Here is a 25,128-nt window from a genome sequence, read left to right as displayed (position 1 = left end):
AATCACCTCATGAAGGGAGTTTTATGTCATTATGCAAGAAGAAAAATTTTTTTACCAGCCTAATTTAGTTAATTCAATAATTATCTGGTCATGGACGACATTAATCTTACTACTTGGAATTATATTTTGGCTTGAAATAACGCATTTCCAATGGATTACAGCAGTATTATTTATAATATTTATTGGATTATCTGCTCTACAAATATTTAGACGAACACTAAAAATTACACCAGATGCTTTAATCTTTAGTCGTATGCTACAAAAAAATTATCTAACAATTCAAAAAAATAATCTTGAACAATTACGATTTACCAACTCAACTCTTCAATTTACTGCTAGTGGACAAACATTTTATTTTACATTTACACCACATTCACTAGCTACCATTAAACGGATCTTAGCCGACAATTAAGGAGATAATTACATGACTGATTTAGAAATTGCAAAAGCTGCAACACTCAAACCAATAAGTGAAATTGCAAAGCAAGCCGGGTTACATGAAGATCAAATTGAAATGTACGGTAACTACAAAGCAAAAGTAAATCTTAAATCACAACGTAACGTCGATTTTGGTGATCATAAATTAGTTCTTGTAACATCAATTAATCCAACCCCAGCAGGTGAGGGTAAATCAACCGTCTTAGTTGGTCTTGGTGATGCCATGAACCAATTAAACAAACAAACTATGATTGCTATGCGTGAACCTTCAATGGGACCTGTTATGGGAATTAAAGGCGGAGCAACTGGTGGTGGGTATAGCCAAGTAATTCCGATGGAAGATATTAATCTTCACTTTACTGGTGATATTCATGCCTTAACAAGTGCCCATAATACTTTAATGGCACTTGTTAATAATTATTTACAGCATGGTAATATTCTTAATTTAGATCCACGAAGGATTATTTGGAATCGGGTAGTTGATGTTAACGATCGTACTTTGCGTCAAGTTATTACTGGATTAGGTGGGATTACTAAAGGTATTCCACAAGAATCTAGTTTTGATATTACTGCGGCATCCGAATTAATGGCTATTTTATGTTTGGCTAGTGATTTATCCGATTTAAAATCACGAATTAGTAAAATTATCGTTGGCTATACTTATGATAAAGTACCGGTTTCAGTTGGTGAACTAGGATTTGAAGATGCCATTACAATTTTATTAAAAGATGCATTCAAACCTAATTTAGTTCAAACCATAGCACACACACCAACGCTGATTCACGGCGGACCATTTGCTAATATTGCTCATGGATGCAATAGTGTAATTGCTACTAAAACGGCCTTGCAATTATCTCAATATACGGTAACTGAAGCTGGCTTTGGCGCTGATTTAGGTGCAGAGAAGTTTTTAGATATTAAACGACCAGTTCTTGGTAAAACACCTGATGCAGTTGTCATTGTAGCAACTGTAAGAGCGCTAAAATATAATGGTGGCCAATCAGTTAAAGAACTGACAACTGAAAATATTGAAGCTTTAACGAATGGTTTACCCAACTTACAGCGACATATCCAAAATATTCAATCATATGAATTACCAACTGTTGTTGCAATCAATCGGTTCACCAGCGATACCGATGCAGAATTAGAGCTAGTTAAAGAATACTGTGAATCACAAGGCGTAACCGCAGTTGTTACAGAAAGTTGGGGTAAAGGTGGTAACGGAACCCTTGATTTAGCCGCTGAAGTCATTAAATTAGCTGATTCTAATTTTGAATTTAAACAGCTATATAATGATGACGATTCAATCGAAACAAAAATAAACAAAATTGTTAAAAATATCTATCATGGCAAGTCAGTTACGTTTAGTAAAAAAGCTCAAACTCAACTTAAAGGATTTAAGAAAAATGGTTGGGAAAATCTACCTGTTTGTATTGCTAAAACTCAATATTCTTTTTCAGATGATGCTAGTAAACTAGGTGCTCCAACTGACTTTAACGTTGAAATTAGAGAATTTATTCCTAAAATGGGGGCCGGCTTTATTGTGGCATTAGCAGGGAATGTAATGACCATGCCAGGACTACCTAAAAAACCAGCTGCACTTAATATGAAGATTGATGCGGATGGAGAAATTACAGGACTGTTTTAAATCATAAAAGCTATTTGGAGGAACACTATGCCGTACTATGGCTTAATTATTGTCTTACTTGTGATTGGTGATCAATCACTAAAATATTGGATTACAAATAATATTCAACTTGGCGCAGTGGATACACTAATTCCTGGCATTATCTCATTAACTAATCTACGGAATATTGGAGCGGCATGGAGTATACTAGAAGGACAGCAGTGGTTCTTTATTGTTATTTCGATTATTGCAATTGGATTGATTTTATTCTTTCTTTGGCGATATCGAAATAATTGGAAATTTAGTTGGCCATTAGTCTTAATTCTAGCTGGAACAATTGGTAATTTTATTGATCGAATTAAAATGGGATATGTTGTTGATATGTTTCAATTAGATTTTATTAATTTTCCAATTTTTAACATTGCTGATATGTGTTTAACCGTTGGCGTAGTTTTAATGATTATTGCAATCCTTTTTGAAGATGAGGTTACGAAGAATGAATGATCCACAAATTATTAATATCACTGAACCAGACTTAATAGGTAGAATTGATAAAATTTTGCCTACTTTAATAACAGCTTCAACCCGTTCTCAAATTCAAAAACGAATTGATAATGGTAATATCTTAGTAAATAGTAAAATGGTTAAATCTAACTACAAGCTCCGATTAAATGATCAAATTGAAATTAAGGCTGTTGAACCGCAAACATTAAGTATTGAACCTGAAAATATTCCGCTCGATATTATTTTCGAAGATGACGATGTATTAGTAGTTAATAAGCCGCAAGGCATGGTCGTTCATCCAGCAGCTGGACACGCAAATCATACACTAGTTAACGCGTTACTATTTCATACGCCATTATCGACAATCAATGGTGAATTCCGTCCTGGTATCGTTCATCGAATTGATAAAGACACGTCAGGTTTATTGATGGTTGCTAAAAATGATATGGCACATCAAAGCTTAGCTCAACAATTAAAAGATAAAACCAACACTCGTGAATATTGGGCAATTGTTCATGGACAGATTCGAGAAGACGAGGGAACCATTGATGCTCCACTTGGAAGAAATCCACAAAATCGTCAAAAACAGGCGATTGTAAAAGATGGACGTAACGCTATTACCCATTTTAAAGTTATTAAACGCTATGAACGTTACACATTAATTAGTTGTCGACTTGAAACTGGACGAACACATCAGATTCGCGTTCATATGCAATATATTAACCATCCAGTTGCAGGAGATCCACTTTACGGACCACATAAAACACTGCCTGGTAAGGGACAATATTTACATGCTAAAACGCTTGGATTTGAACATCCAAGAACGCACGAACAGTTATTATTCGATGCACCATTACCAACATATTTTTCAAAAATGATCAAATATTTAGATGAAAATGATTCATAAAAGTAACTAGGGAGGAGGGGTAACATGGTTGAACGGTATTTAATCTTGGAAGATGGGACAACGTACAAAGGTGAAGGATTTGGCGCACCTGCAGTTACTTCAGGCGAACTAGTTTTTAATACGAGCATGACCGGTTATCAGCAAATTATTACTGATCAAATTTACCATAATCAAATCGTAATCTTTACCCAACCAAATATTGGTAGTTATGGCATTAATCAAGCTAACTATGAATCGATTTTACCAACAATTAAAGGCGTAATCGTTCGTGATTTAGCGAATGTTTCGACTAATCGAATTAGTCGTTTGTCATTAGATCAATATTTAAAGCAGATGAATATTCCAGGAATTAGTGGCATCGATACACGCGCAGTTGTTTCTAAATTAAGACAGATGGGTGAAACCGTTAAAGCTAGTATTGTTCCCATTGCCGATACTCATGCCTTTGATCAATTAAATGCAACCGTCTTAACCAATCAACAAGTTGCCCAAGTATCTACTCCGAAGCCATATCCCAATCCAGGCACTGGTAATAGTGTGGTCGTCATTGATTTTGGACTCAAACACGGTATTTTACGAGAGCTAGTTAAACGTAACTGTAATGTGACTGTCTTACCATATACCGCCTCTGCTGAAGATATTCTTAGCTTAGATCCTGATGGTGTTATTTTATCAACTGGTCCAGGAAGTCCTCATGATATTCCTGAAACGGTTACCCAAATGATTCAATCAATTCAAACCAAAGTGCCATTATTTGCGATTGGCTTAGGTCATGAATTATTTGCAATCGCTAACGGTGCCGAAATAGTTAAACTACCTGCTGAACATCATGGTATGAATCATCCAATTAAGGAAGTAATTACTACCCATATTATTTATGCCTCTCAAGGACAAGGGTTCGCAGTAAATCGTGAATCTGTTGACCGCCGAACATTATTTATCACTTATGTTGATTTATTAAATGATACTGTGCAGGGACTACGCCATCGTGATTTCCCAGCATTTTCTGTTCAATTTTTCCCTGATGGTGCACCTGGACCAGATGAAACCAAAGGGCTATTTGATGAATTCTTAGAGACCATCCATCGACAGGAGGAAAATCGATGAACCATCCAATATCTAAAGTTTTAATAATTGGAACTGGCGCAGACAAAATTAACCAGTCAACCGAAGCCGATGATGCAATTTTTCAAGTTGCGTCTTCTTTAGATACGCTTGGAATTGAAGTTTCACTCATCGACAATAATCCATTTTCAGTCTCGCTAGATGCGACCGAAATCATTCATCAACGTAAAATTTCACCAGTTACATTCAAAAATGTATTAGAAACAATTGCTGAATTTAAACCTGATGCAATTTTACCTAATTTGGGTGGACTGACGAGTATTCAAATTTCTCAGCAATTATTTGAATCTGGGGAACTAAAAAAACGAGATATCACCATGCTTAGTATGCCTGAATTTGCTATTAATCAAATTAGTAATCCAGTATTAATGAATAGCATGCTCAAAAAAATGAACGCACCAATTACGACTACTAAAACAATCACTAGTTTTGGTGATGCCATACATATTGTTCAAGAAATTGGTTATCCAGTTATTATCAAACCAGTATCACCATCTGGTAATTCTAGTCGTCGTTTATGTAACGACAACGATGAGCTTGCAGAAGCTGTTGAAATTGCAATGTCACAATCAAGGATTCAACAAGCTGTTTTACAACAAAGTATCGTTGGGTACCAAGAAATAGAATTAGTTGTCATTCGAGACCGACTTGGTTCGATGCTTCAGGTTGCCGGTATTGAAGATTTTGATCCAATTGGAATTCATGCGGGGGACTCTATTTCGTTCACACCAACCCAAACATTAATGGATATTGAGCTGCAAGAGCTTCGTGATTTAGCGTTTTCAATTACACGTAAATTAAGAATTGTCGGTGTTAACCATGTTCAATTCGCTTTAAATCCAGAAACTGGTAAGTATTATGTAATTAAAAATAGTCCATATTTCGATCGTATAACTGCATTTGCTGAAAAGGCAACCGGATATCCACTATTATATGTTTGCGCTAATTTGTTAATGGGAAAAACGTTAGAGCAACTAGAACTGCCAAAAAGTTTTGGCTTTAAATCAGCTTTATTAGAACCAACTATGGATCATATTGCTGTTAGAATGCCAATCTGGCCATTTAAATCTTTACCTGATGCAGATCAAAATTTGGGTACTCAAATGCGTTCAACTGGTTCGGTAATGGGTATTGGTAGAAGTACTGAAGAAGCTTTAATTAAAGCCATTAGAGCAACACAAGTACATGCTGATACGCTTAGCATTGAACCACAAGTAAATCTAACTGATGATCAGATTATTCAATATATTATCCATCCACGTGCTAACCGTATCATTATCTTGTTAGAAGCACTTCATCGTGGCTATTCAGGAGAAGAATTATCCGAATTAACAAAGATTGATCCGTTTTTCTTTTATAAGTTAGAAAAAATTCTAGAATTAAAAGATACTATAGCTAAAAATCCAAATGATATTTCTACTTTAACAACGGCTAAGTATTTTGGAATGAGTGATCGTATCATTGGAACGTTGTGGAATCAAACTGAAGATGATGTTAGGGAATTAAGACTCAAAGAATCCATTATTCCTACGTATAAACAGATTGATTTTAGCGCTGGTGAATTTGAACAATATTCAAATCATTTCTACTCGACTTTTGAATTAGAGAATGAAAGCTCTGCATCTGACAATCCTAAAAAGGCATTAATTATTGGAACAAGTGGGTTACGCTTAGGTAACGCCGGTTCAGCAGACTATTTCACATCTAAATTGATTCTTTCACTGCAAAATCAAGGCTATGAAACAATTTTAGTTAATAATAATCCAAGTGCTGTATCAATGAACATTGCCGATAAGTTATACATTGAACCACTGGAAGTTTCTGATATTTTGCAAATTATTGAAATCGAGCATCCCAGCGCTATTTACGTATCAGGGAGTAGGGGGCGTTTAATTAACTCACTAGAACAAAAAGAGCTTTCAATAATTAAGCTGCCACAAAATGGTAAGTTACTTTCACATTTAGCAAGTGGTAAAGAATATGGATTTACCATGATTTCTGATGGAACGAACGTCTATTCATTAGGAATTACCTCATACCTAATTCAAAATGAAAGTGGGTTTAGTGATCCAACTGCCTTCATTTATCCAGCTAAATTAAATAACGATTATCGAAATGATATCATTGATATCGGAACTGATCGGATTAAACAACAGATTAAACCCGGTATTTATCAAGCGTTATTTGTTGTAACTAACCGTGTTCATTTTGAACAAGTACGTCAGTTACCATTGACTGAGTTAACTTTCCTATCGAAAGTGCTAAGAATTAACTTAGTTGATATTTCACTTAAGTTAACTCAATCTCCAGATAATTTAAAACTAAAAGATTTAAAAATATCAACAATTCCTAATCAGATTTGGGCATATTCAGCAGCTTTTCCTTTTAGATCGTTACGATTACACGACGAGACTATCCAAAGTGAAACGGTAATTGGAGCAGAAATGGCATCTAGTAACAGTATCCCAGATGTATTAAAAAAATTAAGTCCGAACGGTGAAGAATCCATTCACAACGGAACATTTTATTAAAAAATCATCCTTAAATTTAAGGATGATTTTTTGTATTTATTTAGTTCGTAGATCATTGACAGATTTGCTATCAGGAGTAACTTGAATCGTTGTTTGACCAGTAAAAGTAACAAATCCTGGATTAGTTCCGGCAGGCTTTTTTAAACGTTTGACAGGTAAATAATCAACCGGAACATGTGCTGAATCGCGAGCCTTTGAAAAATAAGCAGCGATGTTAGCTGCTTCATTAATCGTTTCATCAGATGGATTATCATCACGAATAATCACATGTGAACCTGGGATATCTTTAACATGTAGCCAAATATTATCTTTATTAGCAATTTTAAAAGTTAATCTTTCATTTTGCAGATTATTCTTACCAACTAAAATTAAAGTTCCATCAGTTGCAGTATATTCTTCAGGCTTACTAAGAGTAACTCGTACTTTTTTCTTTTTATTACTATTATCCCGAAGATATCCTTGCTGTTGTAATTCCAATTTAATTTCAGCCGTGTCAGCAGGCGATGCAAGTTCAATTTGTGATTGAATACTTTCTAAATATTCGACTTCACGGTTAGTAATAGCTAATTGTTCATCGACATGCGCAACAGCATTTCTTAATTTTTGATACTTAGTAAAATATTTTTGTGCATTTTGCGATCCATTAAGTTGATTCGACAAGCTAATTTTAATTGGCTGATTATCATCGTAAAAATTTTCTAATGTGATTTCAGTCATACCTGGTTCAATTTTATGAAGATAAGTTGTTAATATCTCACCTTTGATTCTAAATTGATCAGCTTTTTTTGTATCTTCTAAAGTTTGGTTCAATTTTTTAATTTTAGTGTAGTCTTTCTTTAATAAGTTGGTAATAACTTGAATTAACTGACCAGCAACCTGACGAGTTCGATCCAATTGAGACTTTTCGGTATAAAAGCCATCCAACAGTGTCGATAGAGTAGGGTAAGTAATTTTTTCATCATTAATATCAGGATTATAAACGGTGAAACTAACTTTTCCATTGCTTAACTTAGTTAAAGTAGGCGTTGGATGGTCAAATTCATAAAGAAATTCTTGATAGGTTTGCGGTGCATTATCTGAATCAAGTAACTTTTCAGCGAGATAATTAGCAGTATCAGATCCCATTCCTTGATAAACTGATTGTAATTCAGACTTTAATTCAACTTTATCTGAATACTTAAGTACTAAATCAGCATAGGCTTGATTGGCAATAAACGGATTTAATTTATTTTCTTGTTTTGGTGGCATCACAAAAGTTGCGCCTGGTAAAAGTAGACGGTAACGGTTTTGATCACCACTAACATGCTTAATTGTATCAATAATCTTGTTAGTTTTTGTATTTACAAGCGAAAGGTTGCTATGGCGAGCCATAATTTCAACATATAAAACTAAATGCTGGGCATCACCGAGTTCATCTCGCGTGTCAAAAGATAACATTACAACACGATCATTATCAAGTTGCGTAATTGATTCTAAGATTGCACCTTCTAAATATTTACGCATAGTCATTGCATATTTGGTTGGTGTGTTAGGGTTTTTGTATGGTACTTCAGTTATTTGAATTCTTGGATACGTTGGATTAGCCGATAGTAATAAAGAATAATTATGCCGATTAGCTCTAATTACTAAAACTAATTCTCCAGCATAAGGTTGGTGAATTTTAGAAATTCGACCAGATGCCAATGTAGTATTTAATTCTTTCACCATTGCATGAGTGAAAAAGCCGTCGAATGACAAGATTTTATGCCTCCAATTGATAAATTTAATATTAATAAGTATACAGTTATTTAGCTTGTAATACAAAAGTTAAGATTCTTTAAAGAAAATACTTGTACATTACAATTTGGATATTGTATAATACAAATAGTAATTAAATTTAGCAGGTGAATTAAATGAAAGATAGTCTATCGGCGTTACGTGATATTTCAAAAAATCATAAAAGTGCATTACTAAGTATCACCAAACAAGTTAATCTAACCATTGCTGAATGGCAACTATTAGTCCAGATCATTGATGGTAATGAAACTCAAGAAATACTTTCAAAGACTACAGGACTCGATACATCAACTTTAAGTCGTCAATTAAAACACATCGAGGCCAAAGAAATGGTTGCTAAAACTCAAACTGGTCGAGATAAACGCCAATTAATTTATAATGTAACTGATTTAGGTATAGCATCTGTAGAACGTATCAATAAAGCCTATACTGCATTAACTAATCAAATTTTTGATCGATGGACCGACGAAGAAAGTAATCTATTACAAATTCTTCTTAATCGTCTTGATAAGAGTATCAATCGAATTTTGAGTAAAACTGAAAAGTGATAAAATAGTCGTGATATTGGTTCTCGACTATTTTTTGTGCTAGTATAGACTTTTAAGTAATAAGTGGAGGACGATTTAATGAAAATTGCTGTTGTTACTGACAGTACAGCTTACCTAGATCCTAAGGAAGTTGAAGCTAATAACATAAAAATAGTACCCATTCCTGTGATTATTGACGGTAAAAGCTATAATGAAGGTATCGATATTGGGACAGAAGAATTCTACGAAAAGCTAAGATCATCTTCATCTTTTCCAAGTACTTCGCAGCCACCATTAGGCGAAATGATTGAACTATATCGTAACCTTGCTAAAGAAGGGTATGACACTGTCATCAGTATTCATCTTTCTAGTTCTTTATCTGGTTTACTTGGAAGTTTGAATCAAGTTGCTGAAGAAGTTAAAGACGAAATTAGGGTTATTCCATATGATTCACATGTAACTGTTAAATTGATGGGATATCTTGTTTTAGAAGCTGCAAGACTTGTTAAGACAGGATTAAGTGCAGATGATATTCTTGTTCGCATTGATAGTCTTAGAGAAACTGTTAATAACATCTTTGTGGTTGATGATTTACAAAATTTAGTTCGTGGTGGTCGCTTATCAAATGCATCAGCATTTATCGGTTCAATTTTAAAGATTAAACCATTGCTCACTATGAATACACCATCACACGAAATCCAAGCGTTTGAAAAAGTTAGATCGACAAAGAAAGCATTGGCACGTGTAGAAGAACTATTTGGTGAACAAGTTAGTAAATTAAGATATCCAGTTAAAGCTATTATCATTCATGCCAATGATGAAGCTGCTGCAATCAAGTGGCGTGATAAGCTTGCTCTAGGATATCCAGATATTGATTTTGAAATTAGTTATTTTGGGCCGGTTATTGGAACACATTTAGGTGAAAAAGCATTAGCTTTAGCTTGGATACGTGATACAATTAAGGAATAGCAATTATAATTTAACCCATACCTTGTAAAGACAGGGTATGGGTTTTTCGTACATTTTTAATCTAATGACTTATTTTTATAATCTAGTTTACATAATATATATTATACAAAGTAGATAACTAAAGTAACTAATATCATAAATACTGATTATATTTAAAATAAATTAGGCAATCAATCACCACTCGATTTTGAGTGGCAACTGACTGCCTAACTAATTAAGATTATTCAATTAAAACTTTAATAAGGTTCACATCAATTATTTTGTAAACAACTTAATTTTTATAAAATCTATATTTTATAAATGACGTTTTCTTAATCTTAATAAAACTAAAACGGATAAAAGAATCACTCCAACTACTGATAAAGTTACAGCAACTACTGAAACCTGCTCATCAGTTTGTGGTAAGAATTTAGTAGACAGTTTCGTTTTTTTAGTTTCTTCTTTTTTATCTGAAACTACCGGTTTTTCATGGTTAGTTGGTGGTGTTGGCTTTTCAGTGTTAGTTGGTGGTGTAACAACACTAGTCTTATCCTTCTCATATACATAAGTGACTGTTACTGGTACATCACTAAATTCACCGTTTGTTTTACCAGTTACTTTGTCAAACGAATATCCAGAAATTTTCTTTTGTTCTGTTTTATATGCATCGCCAACATAACCTGTTAACGTTTCAGATTTAGCAATTTTATTACCATCTTCATCGACATATTTAGCTGTAACTGGTGCTGACTTACGAATTAATTGAGTTAACATCGCAGCACTTTCAGTTGGTTGTAAATGGTTAGAAGCAACAGCGATAGTATCAACAGAATGTGTTGATGATACTAGTGCACTTGCATCTTTTCCATTCAATTTTGTTGATACATTTTGAGAAGCAGGTTTGTTAATAATAAATGATGGGTCAGTAATCTCATTTGCTTCTGGGGCTTGTAAATCAAAGTTAATTTCTACGCCTTTACCTTGAACCCATTCCACTCCATCTTTCATTACTATTTTAAAAGCATGTATAGTAGACCAATCTTTAACTTGATCAGCGTTTACCCAGGTTGCTTCTTCTGCCCCAACGGGATCAATAACTTTTGTTGCTCCAGTTGGATAAGTTGTATCCGCATCAATTGTTCCAGTACGCTTTGGATTTGCCGCAGTCGTGTAATAAACATCTACTTTATCTTGCCATGCTTTTGGCAAAGTAATAGCTTTTGTCATTTTCATAACATAAGCTGAGTTACGTGCTTCACCATCTAAGACATTTGTGTCCCCAACAGTTGGTAAAACATTTAAGATATTTAACGAAGTAACTTTATCGTCCGTATCATTATCAAGTGTTAAACGATAATTTGCTTTATCTCCTGTTGTTACATTGGCCATCTGACCATATTTACTATCTTTATCACCTTTTACAGTTGTATTAACAGAGAGATGTTCTCCCTTATTAAGCACATAGGCATTACCAGATTTAAACACAAGTTGTTCGACATTACCATCACCATTAATATCATCTTTATCCGATTCAACGACAGTATCTGTTAAAAGTGGTGTTGATGAACTTGGATCTGGTGCAATATATTTTTCATCGCCAGTTGTACCTGTTAATTTTAGATCTAGATTATTAGGAGCATTTTTTTCAATATCAACTGTAAATTCACCATAAGCATATTTATTAGCTGTGATAATTTCAGTAGTCATAGCAACTTTAATTAATTGACGACCTGTTCCTTGGTAGTTTTCATCTGCAACAGTTGCTATGGCATTCTTTGGATCCACACTTGCTTTAAATTTTACTCCGGTTGGAAGTAATACATAATTCACAAATGGGCCCGTTAATGCAGCACTTGATGCTTTATTATTTTTAACCGTGGTCAAAACAGTATTTTCACCTGTGTTTGTCATATTACCAACTTGATTTTCAAAGGCAACTGTTCCTTGAACCAATTTATTTTTACCTTCATCTGGTTTTGTAATTTCAACATGACGATCAGCCACACGTTCACGCCAAGTAACATTATTAGCATCACTACCAGGAAACTCGTCACTCCAAGTATTACCGGGATCATAACTTACATCTCGCATATATCCTTCCCAATCATACCCATAGAAAGTTAAATCCATGTGATTAGCGACTTGTCCAAGATAACCTTTTTCAACAGTTGTATTCACACGCATATCATATTCATAAATACCTGCTGGAGCCATATCCATAATTCGGTTTCCATCATCATCAATATAATTAAAGTTATTGGCTTCCGCTGGTGTAGCAGGCACTTTAGTGTAGTCTGCTCGATGGAACCATAACCAAATTTGCGATACTTTTTTTCCTTCCGGAATACCAAGCTGTTTTTTAGTATATGTTTTACCAGGATCCATACTCATTTTAAGTGTTGTCCAATTGGCATCTTCCTGGCCATTGTCATTCATATACTTAACATTAAATGCATATACAGGTGTTTTCTTTTGTGGCATATAAGTTGGCAATGATGAATTTGGCATATAATAAGGAGTTCCTGTCCAGAAATTCTCAAAATTTAAATGAGAATCAATTTTATACACTAAATTATAATAATTAAATCCGATAGTTGCAGATCCAGCTGAAGCTGGAGTTAAATCCAATCCAAACCCTAAATAAGCATCATCTGAAACTTGAATGTCTTTATCTCCTTCTTTAGCAGATGCCACATTACCATTACCATCGGCTGGCGCTTTATGGTTTGTTGGAAAGTTTGATCCTTTTAATGGTGCCGGAGCATCATCAGGATTATTGGGAATTACATATGTTTTAGAATTCACCGGTTGGGTTGCACTTGAAGAACCATCAATAAATTCCGCGGAAGCGCTTGCAATATTTACTAGCCCATTCTTATCATAATAAACCGCAGAGTCTTTAACTTTTGCTTGAACGGTGAGATCTTTTTCAAAAAAATTACCATTCGTTGCTTTTTGCTCAGCATAGCTCGGTGCGGTATATTCCCAAGTCAAAGTGTTTCCAACAACAGTTGGTTGTTTGGCATTTGTTTCTTTAATGCCAACATATTCAAAATTTTTATCTAATCGGTAAGTAACTTTAACCACAGTTCCTTCTTTAACGTAAAGAGATCCCGATGATTTTTTTGGTGCACTAACACCGACGCTATAATTAACAATATCGCCCTTGTCAGGTGATTCATTTTTAGTACCTTCAATGCTTGTTTGTTTGTTTGTAATTCCTAAATTATTATTAGAAGTAATTGAAACTTCACTATTACCTGAATAATTTTCAACGGCACCTTCCCCGTTAGTTCCTGTAAATGTTCCATGAACCTTTAATGTTTCTCCGGGTAGTGTTCCGCCATTATTTGTATCAATTTTCAGCACTGTTTTATCAGATGTACCACCTTTAATTTGATCATAATGATACGTCAATTTTCCAGAAGTCTCATCATAGGTTGGCGTTACACCATTTAAAGCCATATCTGAAAGTGATGTTTTATCAAATACAAGATTTTCACTTAAATTTTCAGGAAGTGTGATTACAATATCTACATTGTTATAGACAGTATCCTTACCAGAAATTTTAAGATAGAGATTGAAATTTGCTAACTGACCCGATTCAATCGTTGTTTTTTGAGCTTCCAATGAAAAGTCCGCATGTGTATCACCACTCCGAACTTGTTTTGCTGCAGTGGTTTCTGTTTTATTTTGTGTTGACCCCTCAGCACTGGCTAAAACAGCTCCAATCTGAACTTGTGAAAATGCAATTGCTGATACCGCAACAATTGTGATCGCTTTTTTGAATTGTAATGCATATAAATCCATTAAAAAAACCTCCTCCAAAGTTTTAATTACATTTAGCATATAACAGAAAAAAAGCCAAAAAACCTCCTACTAATTTTTTAGTCACACCTAGAATATACCATAAATAAAACCGAACACAAGAAGCTAAAAATAGATTTCAACTTAGCTATCATTAGAGAATTACATTAAGGATTATTATATTGATATTATTTAAAGTAAATTAGACACTGTATTGTCACGTGGGATAACGAAATCAACTTGAATTTTTACTTTTTCTATCTCATCAACAAATTTATCAGTCTCCCCTAGTCATAATCCAGTTAAATTAGTAATACCTTGATATTTTGTCACATTAGTATATAAGATTAATCCTTGTTTAGATTACATGTCATTTTTCATTATTTAATTTAATAAATATAAATAAAATGTAAATTTATACAAATTAAAAAAGGTATCATAATATTGTTATATACTATGATACCTTTTCTTAATTAGTCATCTTATTCTTAATATTTTCCAACGTAACTAAGCTGGTTTGCTTAAAGTTTAATGTTGCTTTGCTTAATACTTTATCATCACCAATTCCAAGTGATACTTGACCAGCACCATTAATAGAATCAATTCCAGCTGACGAATCTTCTAACCCAATTACTGCAGTTGGTGCTAAACCTAAAACTTCTGCTGCTCTAACAAAGATTTCAGGATCTGGTTTACCTGCATGTAATGTTGCAGGATCAACAATACCAACAAAATATTCGGTTAATCCTAATTGTTTCAAAATTAAAGGTGCATTTTTTGATGCTGATGCAATCGACATTTTATAACCATTATCATCAGCTGAACGGATAAATTCTAACATACCTGGCAAAATATCTTCAGGTGTTAATGTTTCAATTAATTTTTGATAATTTAGATTCTTTTTAGTAGCTAATAGTTCTTTATCTTTCTCGCTAAATGAATCTGCATGATCACCATGATCCAAAATTAATTGTAACGAGTCCATGCGACTAATTCCCTTTAATGATTCTGCAAGTTCTTCAGTCCATGTTGTTCCAACTTCATCAGCAGTTTGATGCCAAGCTTGTCCATGAAATCTGGCTGTATCTGCAATTACACCATCTAAATCAAATGCAAAGCCTTTAATATCACTAAATTTAGTCATTACTATGTCCTTCTTCCTTTTTATTATTACTGTTCCCTATTCAGTAATCTTCTAATCAACTAGTCTCTTATAACTTTTCAATTACAATAGCGGCCACCAAATGCGGCGTCCGCTATTTTTAATTAATCTAATTTTTGATCCGTACCATTCAAGTCAATTACTAATGAATCACCAGAAATCAATTCAATTTCTGTTCCCTTTTGATTGACATGAACTTCAAGTACATGTCCACGGAATACCAAGCGGAATGAGTATTCTGTCCACTTCGATGGTAAAAATGGGGCTAAATGCAGTTTACCATCTCGAACTCTCATACCAGCAAATCCTTGAACAATTGATAACCAAGATCCTGTCATTGCAGTGATATGCAATCCATCTGCAGTATCATTATTATAATTATCTAAATCAAGACGAGCAGCTCGTTCATACATTTCAACTGCTTTATCTTCCATCTTCAAATCAGCGGCTAAAATTGAATGCACTGAAGGAGATAGTGAAGATTCATGTACTGTTAATGGTTCGTAAAATTCAAAGTTGTTTCGCTTTTCTTCTTCCGTGAATGCATCTGGGAAGTAGAACATGGCATGCAACGTATCAGATTGCTTGATATAAGGTGAACGTAAAATTCGATCCCACGACCAGTGTTGATTAATTGGACGAATTTTTGGATCCAAATCAGCGGCTGGAATTAATTCTTTATCTAAGAATGTATCGTTTTGTTCAAAAATATGTTTTATTTCACCATTAATTTCAACATCAGCTTGTGGCAAATACATCTTATTAGCAATTTCTTGCCAATGAGTTAACTCATCAGGTGTAATTCCTAGCTTACCTTTTTCGTCATCGTTAACGGTTGGGTAATTATCAATAGAGTATTGTAATACCCATTTAGCCATCCAGTTTGTATAAAAATTATTATTTACATTATTTTCATACTCGTTAGGGCCCGTCACACCATGAATCATAAACTTATCTTTACGAGCTGAGTAGTGAACACGATCTGCCCAAAAACGAGCAATGTTATAGAGTACCTGAGCACCATCACCTTCGATCCAATCACGATCACCAGTGATGTTAGTATAATTATAAATTGCATATGCAATAGTTGAGTTACGATGAATTTCTTCAAACGTTATTTCCCATTCATTATGCGATTCAATTCCATCAAAAGTAACCATTGGATAGAGAGCACCAGCTAAATCTTGTTGTTTAGCATTATGTTTAGCCCCATCTAATTGTTCAAAACGATACTGTAGTAACGAGCGTGTTACTTTAGGATCTGCAACACCTAGATACACTGGAATTGCAAAAGCTTCAGTATCCCAATAAGTTGCCCCACCATACTTTTCACCGGTAAATCCTTTTGGACCAATGTTAAGTCGAGGATCATTACCATAGTAAGTTGAGAATAAATGGAATAAATTAAATCGAATTCCTTGTTGAGCAGCGTCGTCACCCTCAATTTGGACGTCAGCTTTTTCCCAACGTTTACCCCATTCAGCTATGTGAGCTGCATAAATATCCTGATAGTTAGCACTAGCTATTTGTGATAGAAGTTTTGAACTTGCATCAATAGTAGCTTCATTACTATCATAATCACGCGAAGTAGTTACAATAACACGTTTTTCAAAGGTTGATACTTTGTTTGTTGTTACTTTAATTTCAAAAGTATCCGTTACTTGATCATCAGTTTTTGTTTGATTGGTTTTATTACCACCAACAAATCCTTGTCGAGCAACTACTGTAAATTGTGGAACGCCAAAATCATTTGGAATTGTTTGAGTACTTACGTATGAGGAATCACTTTCCGTATCATTACTCAATACTTGCCAAAATTTTTCATCGTAGTTTGAATCTTCATTAACGACATTAGCATCAATTGACGCATCATATTTAACGCTATGAGCATTGCCATCGGTTGATGAAATTTCATAGTATAGATCAGCCAATTCTTTTGTAGCTGCTGAAATTAGACGGGTAACAATAAATTTCACACCATAAATACTAAATGTTCGTTTTAAAGTTCCTTTTTGCATGTCTAATGAAATTTCAAAATCATCTGGCTTCGTAACAGCTAAATCAATTTGTTTACCATCAACATAAATATTAGCTTTCATAAAGTTTAAAGCATTAATGGCCTTTCCAAAATACAATGGATAACCATTTTTCCACCAACCAACTCGTGTTTTATCTGGAAACCAAACTCCCCCAACGTAAATTCCTTGATGCGTATCACCAGAATATTGTTCTTCAAACATTCCTCGCATACCCATATATTCATTACCAAGTGATGTAATTGATTCTTGCAATCGCTTATCAGTTGGATTTAAGTCGTGAGTTGTAAGTGTCCACGGATTAACTTCAAAAGTTCGTTTCATATAATTTCTCCTTTAATCAATAAAGATTAATCTGCTACATTAGCATTTACACCATCAATTTCTTTAATTGCAAAAACTGAAATTGCACCAATAAGCATTAAAATACCAGCTAATAGAATCATTGACTTCATTTCTGAACCTAATAATGGGTAAATTGCAAATGATGCAACTGAGGCAACAATTTGTGGTAAACAAATCGATCCATTGAATAGTCCAAGATAAGTTCCCATATGATCACCATTTAATGAATTAGTAACCATAATAAATGGATAAGCCATCATACCTGCCCATGAAATACCAATTAAAATGAATGAGAATACTAAGACCCATTTATTTGTAACAAAGAACACTGAGATAAATCCAAAAGCCCCAACGAATAATGATAATGCATAACCAAGTTTATTATGGTTAGCTGGAATTTTTGATAGTACTAATGACCAAACAACGGCAGAAATAGCATAAACAGCAGACATAACACCATACCAGTTACCACCATCTTGGAATGCCTGTGAAGCTGCGTTAGTTGTGTGATAGATATTTTCAGCAACTGTACCTGTTCCGTAAGTCCAAAGATATTGGAAAGCCATCCAGCAGAAGAATTGTGTCAACGCAACCATCCAAAATGTCTTTGGTGCACGTTTTAACAAACTAAAGATTCCTACATGTGGTTCACTTGTATCATTTAACGCAACGCCATGATAAAGTGCATAAGTTGCATCATCATATTCATGTACAGAGAATACAGAAATTAATGAGAAAATAACTAAAACAATTGCACCTACATAAAATGAAATAATAACAGATGCTGGTAATTGACCTTTATTAGCTATGTTAGCAACCCCAATTGTTGTCAAAAAGTATGGGAAAATTGTTGCCAGCACTGAACCAGTATTTGATAAGAATGATTGAATTGAATAAGCATATGATTTTTGCTTTTCATTAACCATATCTCCAACTACCATCTTGAATGGCTGCATAGCAACATTTGAACTCAAATCCATAAATAGAATAGTAATAGCACCAAACCAAAGTGCTGCAAACGTTGAAAAACCAAAACTACCAGAATTAGGCAATAAAATCATAACAATAACCGAAACAATTGCCCCAATTAGAAGATATGGCATACGTCGTCCAAATCGCTTTGACCAAGTTCTATCTGAATAATACCCAACTAATGGTTGAACAAACAATCCAGCCAATGGTGGCAAAATAAAGAAGAATCCAAGTTTAGTTGGATCAGCACCTAAAGTTTGAAAAATTCGTGACATTTGTGATGATTGCAGTGAGAACGCCATTTGAACACCCAAAAAACCAATACTTAACATCCAAATTGTACTTTTGGGTAAATCAGGTAAACCTATACCCTTTTTTTTCTTTGTTTCATCCATGAGTTCGACTCCTTCTTGAGTAATAAACTAATATATTTATGTAACCGATTACAGAAATAAGGATAACCTACTTTTTTTAATTGCGCAAGCGCTTGCGCAAAAAACTTTTTATTTGTATTAAAAAAGTTTAAGAGACATCAAACATTTCTCTTAAACCTTACATAATACTTTAATTATTTATTTTAGGTAGTTTATATGGCACCATAATATTATTTAAATTACTATCACTACATTTATCATTGAATAATAATTTGACTGATTCAACCCCTAAAATATCAGGCTGAACATCAACCGAATAAAAATTTGCTTTACTTAATTGTACATATTCGGAGGCGTTAAACCCAATTGTTGGTAGTTGCGGGTGAGATTTTAAATACATCTCTCCTTGCAATTGGGCTAACAAAGCAATCTTATCATCACTTGCCACAATGCCATCAACTTCAGGATGTTGTTCAAAGTATTCTTTTAATTGCTGTTTTTGATCAGAAAATGATTCTGATAATTTTAGTACTTGCGCGGTTGGCCAAACTGACTTAAATCCTAATTCACGATTATCTTCAAATAACCAATTACCCTGCGTACGAATGAAAATCGGATGGTTTAATTTAAAATGGTTTGTTATTAACTCCGTCGCTTGTTTACTGGCATTAAAATTATCATTGTCCACGTATAAGGTTTGCGTGTTAGCTTGTGGTTCACCAGTGACTACTACTCTTGCCTTAAATTCCTTTAACAGTTGAGTAATTGGATCATGTTCTGTGGTATATAGTAAAATAAACCGTCGAACTTTACCAGCTTGAACCATGGTTTTAACTGACTCAAAAACTTCACCCCATGAATTTCCCGTTGCCGTTGCTAACAAATAATTAAATGATTGTAGTTGTTGATTAATGCCAAATAATTCATGCAACACAAAATCATTACCCGAAATTTTACTATTTTGTGGTTGGAAAACAACACCGACTGTATTACTTTCATCAGCCATTAAATTTTTTGCCGCAAAATTAGGTGTATAACCCATATCTTGAGCTAAAGCTTGAATTCGCTTCCGAGTAACTAAACTAATTCGCGTTGAATTGTCTAATGCCCGAGAAACGGTAGAAATTGAAACGCCAGCTTTATTAGCAATATCTTGAATTGTTATCATGTTTACCCTTTTTCGCCACACTGCTCATTAAAATTCTTCATGTACAGCTGGATCCTGATTTGATGTTCGACCATCGGCTCTTGTTAATGTATTAATAGTTTGCATTTCTGCTGGAGTTAATTCGAAATCAAAAACATTTAGATTTTCCAATTGACGTGATTGGCTAGTTGCCTTAGGAACGGTAATTGTATCAAGCTGTAGTTCCCAACGTAAGATTACTTGGGCAATCGTTTTGTTATGTGCTGCTGCAATCGTTCCAATTGTTTGATCTTTTAACATTTCATTAGCTCGTCCCAATGGACTCCAATCAATGGTGATAATTCCTTTGCTAGCATTATAATTTCTTAAATCACTATTATTAAAATATGGTTGTAGTTCAATTTCATTTACAACTGGTAAAATTCCAGTTTCTAACTCTAATTTCTCTAAATGTTCTGGTAAAAAATTCGATACCCCAATCGATTTAACTAAACCAAATTTTTGAGCATCAATTAAGGCTTGCCATGCCTCTACGTAAAGTTTCTGATTTGGATTTGGCCAATGAATCAAATATAGGTCAATGTAATCTAAACCTGTACGTAACACTGATTCTTGAATTGCTTGGATTGCCTGTTCATACTTGTGAAATCGTCCTGGTAGCTTTGATAGAACTGTTATTTCATCTCTAGACACATCACTTCGGCGAATCGCTTCGCCAACCACGGCTTCATTATCATAATTAAATGCAGAATCTAAAAAACGGTATCCATTATTTAAAGCACTACTAATTGCGTTGACACCAGTATAACCATTTAATAAATATGTTCCAAAACCTACTCGTGGAATTAGACTACCATCACTTAACTTAATTGAATTTTCCATTATTAAGACTCCTTTTAATTTGATTAGATACCATACATACCAATTACCATTGCAATTATAAGAATAATTAGTACTGCAGTTGTAATCCATACATATAACTTATCTCCAGCAACAACAAAGGCATATATCGAAACAACAACTCGAAGGACCGGTGTAAGAATCAAAAGGAACAAGCCACTCATAATAATTGCATATGATTTTAGTGATAATACACCAGAGATGATCGAATTAAAGTCATGTGGATGAACATTACCTTCATAACCAGAATTACCTGAAACAAATAATATTAAAATACCAATAATCATTACGGTTGCTGCAACAAAAACACCAACCTGCATTACTTTACCAATAATAATTTCTACTTTTTGCATTTCTGCTTTTTTTATTTCTTCACCTGAATTTTTCATTAGAAGCCCACCCCGAATCCTTTAAGAAACATTTGAATTCCCATAATTAATAAAATCGGAACAAAAATCATTCGTAACATTCGAGACTGGATTCTAGGCATAATCCGGGTTCCAATTGCGGCCCCCATTAAAATTCCAATGGCTAAAGGTGCGGCAATTTCAGGCTTAATTGCTCCATTGAAAAAATAAACGGTAGCACTTGCTGCAGCGGTAACACCCATCATTAGGTTACTAGTAGCACTTGACGGTTTAAGTGGCATTTCCATAATTGAATCCATCGCAATCACTTTAAAAACACCGCTACCAATTCCAAGTAATCCACTAGCTAAACCAGCTCCATACATCATTGCAAAGCCACCTTTAACATGGGTTACTTCGTAATCAACTTTTTCCATCGTAACTTTATCATGATATGAACCATTTAATTTTAGTTGCGTTGATAAAACATCTGGTTGCACATTTGTAGCATCCGCTTTTTTACCTTTGCCTCGTAATTTTTTAACCATATTAAAACATTGATATAGTAAGAATAGTCCGAAAATAGTTTCTAACCATAATGGATGAATAATTCCCGCAATTAAAGCACCACTAATTGCTCCTACAGTAGTTGCAATTTCTAAAAACATTGCTACCCGTAAATTAATTAAATCATCACGTAAATAAGCAATCGTTGCACCAGAACTGGTTGCAATGACCGCAATAATACTTGCACCAATCGCATATTGAATTGGTAATCCCATAAAAACTGTTAAAACTGGGGTAACAATCATTCCACCACCAATTCCAAGTAAAGAACCTAGTGTACCTGCAGCAATTCCTACAAGTAGTAATATAAAAGCTGTTTGAACCAAAACGTCTTCCTCTTCCCTATCTCTTATTTACTCCAATTATCATGAATAAATGCTTTACGCTGTGCACCTGTAATTGCATGTCGTTCTGGACTCTTTTTATAAAAATCTTGGTGATAATCTTCAGCTGCATAAAATGGTTTAGCATCTTCAATTGTAGTTACAATTTCACTATCAAATGGATTATTATCAATTAAATTTTGTCTAGATTCAATCGCAATTTGTTTTTGTTGATCATTATTAACAAAAATAACTGGACGATAATTATCACCACGATCTTGAAATTGTCCCATTGCGTCAGTTGGATCAGTTTGTTGCCAATAAATTTCAACTAATTGACGATAAGAAATTAACTTTGGGTCAAAAGTAATCTCAACTGCTTCAGTATGGCCAGTATTATTACTACTAACTTCTTCATACGTTGGGTTAATCGTATGTCCTCCGGTATATCCAGATAAAACTTTTATGATTCCTGGTTGCGAGTCAAATGGTTCAACCATGCACCAAAAACAGCCACCTGCAAATATTGCCTTTTCTTCAGCCATTTGATGTACCTCCTTTTAATAAAATCCTGCCTATATTCTATCATAATTATCACTTTTTATTAATCATATGAAACTAATACTTAAATTAATATAGACATAAAAAAAGCACTCAGACTAAACTGAGTACTAAATTTATAGTTTATGCAAATGCATCGGTCAATGGAGGCACCACTTGTTTCTTACGTGATACCACTCCTGGAAGACTCATTGTATTATCTGTATCAAACTTTTTACCAAATGCGGCAGCAACAGTTTCTTTAGGTTCACCAACTGCTAATAATTTTGAATCACTGTTTAAAATATTAGTTGCTAGCAATAAGAACATATCATAGCCGTTACTATTAATTTCAGCTTTCATGGTTGTAACTAATGCTTCACGACGAGCAAAAACGTCGTCTAAGTCAACAGTATTAACTTGTCCAATCCGTAATTTCTTACCACCAAGTTCAAATGTTTTAGCATCACCATCAACTAATTGTAAATCTGATTTACTATCAAGATCGGTACCAGCCTTTAATAAATCAAGACCATAATTTTCTGAATCAATCTTAGCAATCTTAGCAAGTGTTTCTAATGCATTAATATCAAAATCAGTCGTTGTAGGTGACTTTAATAATAACGTGTCAGAAATGATTGCGGAAGCCATCAATCCAGCCAACTTAACTGGAATTTCAATATCATTTTCAATAAATAAATCTAGAATGATAGTACTTGTACATCCTACAGGACGAGCTGTATACCAAACTGGACCTGCTGTTGCAAAATCAGCAATCCGGTGATGATCAACTACATGAGTTACTTCAACATCAGCGATATCACTTACACTTTGTGGAGCTTCGTTATGGTCAACTAACATTACTGAATTAACTTCATCAGCTGCCGTCGTAATAATACGGGGTAATTCTTCACCAAAATGGTTAAAAGCAAATTTAGTTTCAGCATTAGCTTCACCAAGCATAACTGGTTCAGTATCATAGCCAATTTCATTTTGAAGGTATGAAAATGCCTTTGCAGCAACAATTGCATCTGTATCGGGATTTTGATGTCCAAAAACTAATTCTTTACTCATAAGATTTTAAACTTCCTTTTTAGTTATTGTAGTCATTATCAGAATTCTGAATTTTTTTAGCAACAATGTCATCTAAACGTTTAAAATAATCACGGTCTTCAAGATAATTACTAAATTCCGTCAAGAATTTATCAATCCGTGGAATATCTTTCTTTTCAGTTCGATAAACAAATGCTAAATCAAATTTAATTTTAGGTTCAAAATTAGCCGTCATAATTTCATCACGATCTGATCGTGACATAATATAACTTTCTGGTAATGCTGTATACGTATCAGTTGCTTTTAAGAAATGATAAATTTGTGCTGGTTGAGTAAATCGTGCTGCAACGTCAGGTGTTGCAACCATTTCAGTTTTATATGCATCACTAATTACATCATTTAAATAAAATCCAACTGGGTAAGTTACCCACTTGCGATCATCTAACCGAGACAATTTAATTTTTGACTTGCCAGCAAGTTTTTCATTATTGTGAATCAATAATAAATTCTCAGTCATAATGACTTTTGAATCATACGGTTTCCAATTTTTTATACTTGCATCTGGAATATACATAATGGCTAAATCAATTTGATTAGACTCTAATGCAGCCCAGATTTCACGACGTGTCAACATGTGAATACTAACTTTAATATCAGGATTTTCTTTATAATAATCAATCACAAAGTCTTCAAAAACTTGTGACTCAATTGACGATAAAATTCCTAAATGAATCTCACCATGATTTTCACTAGTGGTTTGTTGAATTTCATCGGCTGCTTTATTTAGTAATGAATAAACTTGATTAGTCGTTTGTAGCATTGTGTATCCTGCTTCAGACAAACGAAGGCGTTTTCCAACTGAATAAAACAAGGGTGCACCAACGATTCTCTCAAGCTTTTTGATTTGTTGCGTTAACGCTGGCTGAGTTATCCCAAGAATCTGAGCGGCCTGTGTGTAATTCATTGTCTGAGTTAATTGTAAAAAATAACTCAAACTTTTTGATGCAAAAATATTTTCTTGTTGTGTCTTTTTGGGGCGTACTCCACGACTATTCTCCATACAAATAAATCCTTTCAATATAAGCTAAAATTTAACTTCATCATTCATAACTACCAATCATTATAAATGATTAGTTTTCATAATACAAAGAATAAAGTCCATATATTCATTA

Annotated in this window: 20 protein-coding genes; 8 read left to right on the top strand and 12 right to left on the bottom strand. The window is 34.0% G+C overall.

The features are described from left to right. Positions 1 to 31: 31 nt before the first annotated feature. Genes FC70_RS08555 through FC70_RS08530 form a run of 6 tightly spaced genes read left to right on the top strand, consistent with a single transcriptional unit; the run spans position 32 to position 7,132 of the window. The gene (locus tag FC70_RS08555; protein WP_235804099.1) at positions 32 to 412 is read left to right on the top strand and encodes an EbsA family protein; all 381 of its coding nucleotides are present in this window, start codon (positions 32 to 34) and stop codon (positions 410 to 412) included. A 12-nt stretch (positions 413 to 424) separates the two neighbouring features. Continuing rightward, positions 425 to 2,086 (top strand): formate--tetrahydrofolate ligase, encoded by a 1,662-nt coding sequence (locus tag FC70_RS08550; protein WP_057890578.1) that lies wholly within the window; start codon positions 425 to 427, stop codon positions 2,084 to 2,086. 27 nt (positions 2,087 to 2,113) lie between these two features. Continuing rightward, the gene (lspA, locus tag FC70_RS08545; RefSeq protein ID WP_057890577.1) at positions 2,114 to 2,569 is read left to right on the top strand and encodes a signal peptidase II; all 456 of its coding nucleotides are present in this window, start codon (positions 2,114 to 2,116) and stop codon (positions 2,567 to 2,569) included. Then, the gene (locus FC70_RS08540; RefSeq protein ID WP_057890576.1) at positions 2,562 to 3,476 is read left to right on the top strand and encodes an RluA family pseudouridine synthase; all 915 of its coding nucleotides are present in this window, start codon (positions 2,562 to 2,564) and stop codon (positions 3,474 to 3,476) included. The genes lspA and FC70_RS08540 overlap by 8 nt, the downstream gene beginning before the upstream one ends. A gap of 24 nt (positions 3,477 to 3,500) precedes the next feature. Then, positions 3,501 to 4,583, top strand: coding sequence for a carbamoyl phosphate synthase small subunit (locus FC70_RS08535; RefSeq protein ID WP_057890575.1), 1,083 nt, complete (start codon positions 3,501 to 3,503; stop codon positions 4,581 to 4,583). Further along, positions 4,580 to 7,132, top strand: coding sequence for an ATP-binding protein (locus FC70_RS08530; RefSeq protein ID WP_057890574.1), 2,553 nt, complete (start codon positions 4,580 to 4,582; stop codon positions 7,130 to 7,132). Before FC70_RS08535 ends, FC70_RS08530 begins: the two co-directional genes overlap by 4 nt. A 36-nt stretch (positions 7,133 to 7,168) precedes the next feature. Here the strand turns inward: FC70_RS08530 and FC70_RS08525 are convergent, their stop codons facing one another. Continuing rightward, a complete protein-coding gene (locus FC70_RS08525; RefSeq protein WP_057890573.1) occupies positions 7,169 to 8,869 on the bottom strand; it encodes an NFACT RNA binding domain-containing protein in 1,701 nt (566 codons plus the stop codon). A 155-nt stretch (positions 8,870 to 9,024) separates the two neighbouring features. Here FC70_RS08525 and FC70_RS08520 point away from each other — a divergent pair, with 155 nt between their 5' ends. Next, positions 9,025 to 9,456, top strand: coding sequence for a MarR family winged helix-turn-helix transcriptional regulator (locus FC70_RS08520; protein WP_057890572.1), 432 nt, complete (start codon positions 9,025 to 9,027; stop codon positions 9,454 to 9,456). Between the two features lie 78 nt (positions 9,457 to 9,534). Next, positions 9,535 to 10,404: a DegV family protein gene (locus tag FC70_RS08515; protein ID WP_057890571.1), complete on the top strand. Its 870-nt coding sequence runs from the start codon at positions 9,535 to 9,537 to the stop codon at positions 10,402 to 10,404. A 294-nt stretch (positions 10,405 to 10,698) separates the two neighbouring features. Here the strand turns inward: FC70_RS08515 and FC70_RS08510 are convergent, their stop codons facing one another. The 11 genes from FC70_RS08510 to FC70_RS08460 form a co-directional block, all read right to left on the bottom strand. Beyond that, complete coding sequence (locus FC70_RS08510) at positions 10,699 to 14,193, bottom strand: MucBP domain-containing protein (RefSeq protein ID WP_057890570.1); 3,495 nt, start codon at positions 14,191 to 14,193, stop codon at positions 10,699 to 10,701. 466 nt (positions 14,194 to 14,659) lie between these two features. Beyond that, positions 14,660 to 15,334 carry a beta-phosphoglucomutase gene (gene pgmB / locus FC70_RS08505; protein WP_057890569.1) on the bottom strand — a complete coding sequence of 225 codons (675 nt, stop codon included), beginning with the start codon at positions 15,332 to 15,334 and terminating at the stop codon, positions 14,660 to 14,662. Between the two features lie 122 nt (positions 15,335 to 15,456). After that, positions 15,457 to 17,712 (bottom strand): glycoside hydrolase family 65 protein, encoded by a 2,256-nt coding sequence (locus tag FC70_RS08500; protein WP_057890568.1) that lies wholly within the window; start codon positions 17,710 to 17,712, stop codon positions 15,457 to 15,459. Between the two features lie 26 nt (positions 17,713 to 17,738). After that, positions 17,739 to 19,100 (bottom strand): SLC45 family MFS transporter, encoded by a 1,362-nt coding sequence (locus FC70_RS08495; protein ID WP_057890567.1) that lies wholly within the window; start codon positions 19,098 to 19,100, stop codon positions 17,739 to 17,741. 169 nt (positions 19,101 to 19,269) lie between these two features. Then, on the bottom strand, positions 19,270 to 20,247 hold the full coding sequence (locus FC70_RS08490; RefSeq protein ID WP_057890566.1) for a LacI family DNA-binding transcriptional regulator: 978 nt from the start codon (positions 20,245 to 20,247) through the stop codon (positions 19,270 to 19,272). Between the two features lie 27 nt (positions 20,248 to 20,274). Then, on the bottom strand, positions 20,275 to 21,108 hold the full coding sequence (locus FC70_RS08485; RefSeq protein ID WP_057890565.1) for an aldo/keto reductase: 834 nt from the start codon (positions 21,106 to 21,108) through the stop codon (positions 20,275 to 20,277). A gap of 23 nt (positions 21,109 to 21,131) precedes the next feature. Then, the gene (locus FC70_RS08480; RefSeq protein WP_057890564.1) at positions 21,132 to 21,515 is read right to left on the bottom strand and encodes a DUF1634 domain-containing protein; all 384 of its coding nucleotides are present in this window, start codon (positions 21,513 to 21,515) and stop codon (positions 21,132 to 21,134) included. Further along, on the bottom strand, positions 21,515 to 22,366 hold the full coding sequence (locus FC70_RS08475) for a sulfite exporter TauE/SafE family protein (protein ID WP_057890563.1): 852 nt from the start codon (positions 22,364 to 22,366) through the stop codon (positions 21,515 to 21,517). Before FC70_RS08475 ends, FC70_RS08480 begins: the two co-directional genes overlap by 1 nt. A gap of 23 nt (positions 22,367 to 22,389) precedes the next feature. Next, positions 22,390 to 22,908 carry a peptide-methionine (S)-S-oxide reductase MsrA gene (gene msrA, locus FC70_RS08470; RefSeq protein ID WP_057890562.1) on the bottom strand — a complete coding sequence of 173 codons (519 nt, stop codon included), beginning with the start codon at positions 22,906 to 22,908 and terminating at the stop codon, positions 22,390 to 22,392. Positions 22,909 to 23,047: 139 nt separating this feature from the next. Continuing rightward, positions 23,048 to 23,977, bottom strand: coding sequence for a manganese-dependent inorganic pyrophosphatase (locus FC70_RS08465; protein WP_057890561.1), 930 nt, complete (start codon positions 23,975 to 23,977; stop codon positions 23,048 to 23,050). Positions 23,978 to 23,996: 19 nt separating this feature from the next. Further along, positions 23,997 to 25,016, bottom strand: a complete 1,020-nt coding sequence (locus FC70_RS08460; RefSeq protein ID WP_057890560.1) for a LysR family transcriptional regulator — start codon at positions 25,014 to 25,016, stop codon at positions 23,997 to 23,999. Positions 25,017 to 25,128 lie beyond the last annotated feature (112 nt).

The sequence above is a fragment of the Paucilactobacillus oligofermentans DSM 15707 = LMG 22743 genome, assembly GCF_001434315.1.
GTDB lineage: Bacteria > Bacillota > Bacilli > Lactobacillales > Lactobacillaceae > Paucilactobacillus > Paucilactobacillus oligofermentans.
This window is presented reverse-complemented; position numbering and strand designations above follow the sequence as displayed.

Excerpts from the sequence above, each read along its gene's own strand:
- FC70_RS08540 (WP_057890576.1), top strand. The coding sequence starts at position 2,562 with ATGAATGATCCACAAATTATTAATATCACTGAACCAGACTTAATAGGT.
- FC70_RS08495 (WP_057890567.1), bottom strand. The coding sequence starts at position 19,100 with ATGGATGAAACAAAGAAAAAAAAGGGTATAGGTTTACCTGATTTACCC.
- FC70_RS08535 (WP_057890575.1), top strand. The coding sequence starts at position 3,501 with ATGGTTGAACGGTATTTAATCTTGGAAGATGGGACAACGTACAAAGGT.
- FC70_RS08555 (WP_235804099.1), top strand. The coding sequence starts at position 32 with ATGCAAGAAGAAAAATTTTTTTACCAGCCTAATTTAGTTAATTCAATA.
- FC70_RS08515 (WP_057890571.1), top strand. The coding sequence starts at position 9,535 with ATGAAAATTGCTGTTGTTACTGACAGTACAGCTTACCTAGATCCTAAG.
- FC70_RS08480 (WP_057890564.1), bottom strand. The coding sequence starts at position 21,515 with ATGAAAAATTCAGGTGAAGAAATAAAAAAAGCAGAAATGCAAAAAGTA.
- FC70_RS08550 (WP_057890578.1), top strand. The coding sequence starts at position 425 with ATGACTGATTTAGAAATTGCAAAAGCTGCAACACTCAAACCAATAAGT.
- pgmB (WP_057890569.1), bottom strand. The coding sequence starts at position 15,334 with ATGACTAAATTTAGTGATATTAAAGGCTTTGCATTTGATTTAGATGGT.
- FC70_RS08530 (WP_057890574.1), top strand. The coding sequence starts at position 4,580 with ATGAACCATCCAATATCTAAAGTTTTAATAATTGGAACTGGCGCAGAC.
- lspA (WP_057890577.1), top strand. The coding sequence starts at position 2,114 with ATGCCGTACTATGGCTTAATTATTGTCTTACTTGTGATTGGTGATCAA.
- FC70_RS08460 (WP_057890560.1), bottom strand. The coding sequence starts at position 25,016 with ATGGAGAATAGTCGTGGAGTACGCCCCAAAAAGACACAACAAGAAAAT.
- FC70_RS08520 (WP_057890572.1), top strand. The coding sequence starts at position 9,025 with ATGAAAGATAGTCTATCGGCGTTACGTGATATTTCAAAAAATCATAAA.
- FC70_RS08485 (WP_057890565.1), bottom strand. The coding sequence starts at position 21,108 with ATGGAAAATTCAATTAAGTTAAGTGATGGTAGTCTAATTCCACGAGTA.
- FC70_RS08500 (WP_057890568.1), bottom strand. The coding sequence starts at position 17,712 with ATGAAACGAACTTTTGAAGTTAATCCGTGGACACTTACAACTCACGAC.
- msrA (WP_057890562.1), bottom strand. The coding sequence starts at position 22,908 with ATGGCTGAAGAAAAGGCAATATTTGCAGGTGGCTGTTTTTGGTGCATG.
- FC70_RS08465 (WP_057890561.1), bottom strand. The coding sequence starts at position 23,977 with ATGAGTAAAGAATTAGTTTTTGGACATCAAAATCCCGATACAGATGCA.
- FC70_RS08510 (WP_057890570.1), bottom strand. The coding sequence starts at position 14,193 with ATGGATTTATATGCATTACAATTCAAAAAAGCGATCACAATTGTTGCG.
- FC70_RS08490 (WP_057890566.1), bottom strand. The coding sequence starts at position 20,247 with ATGATAACAATTCAAGATATTGCTAATAAAGCTGGCGTTTCAATTTCT.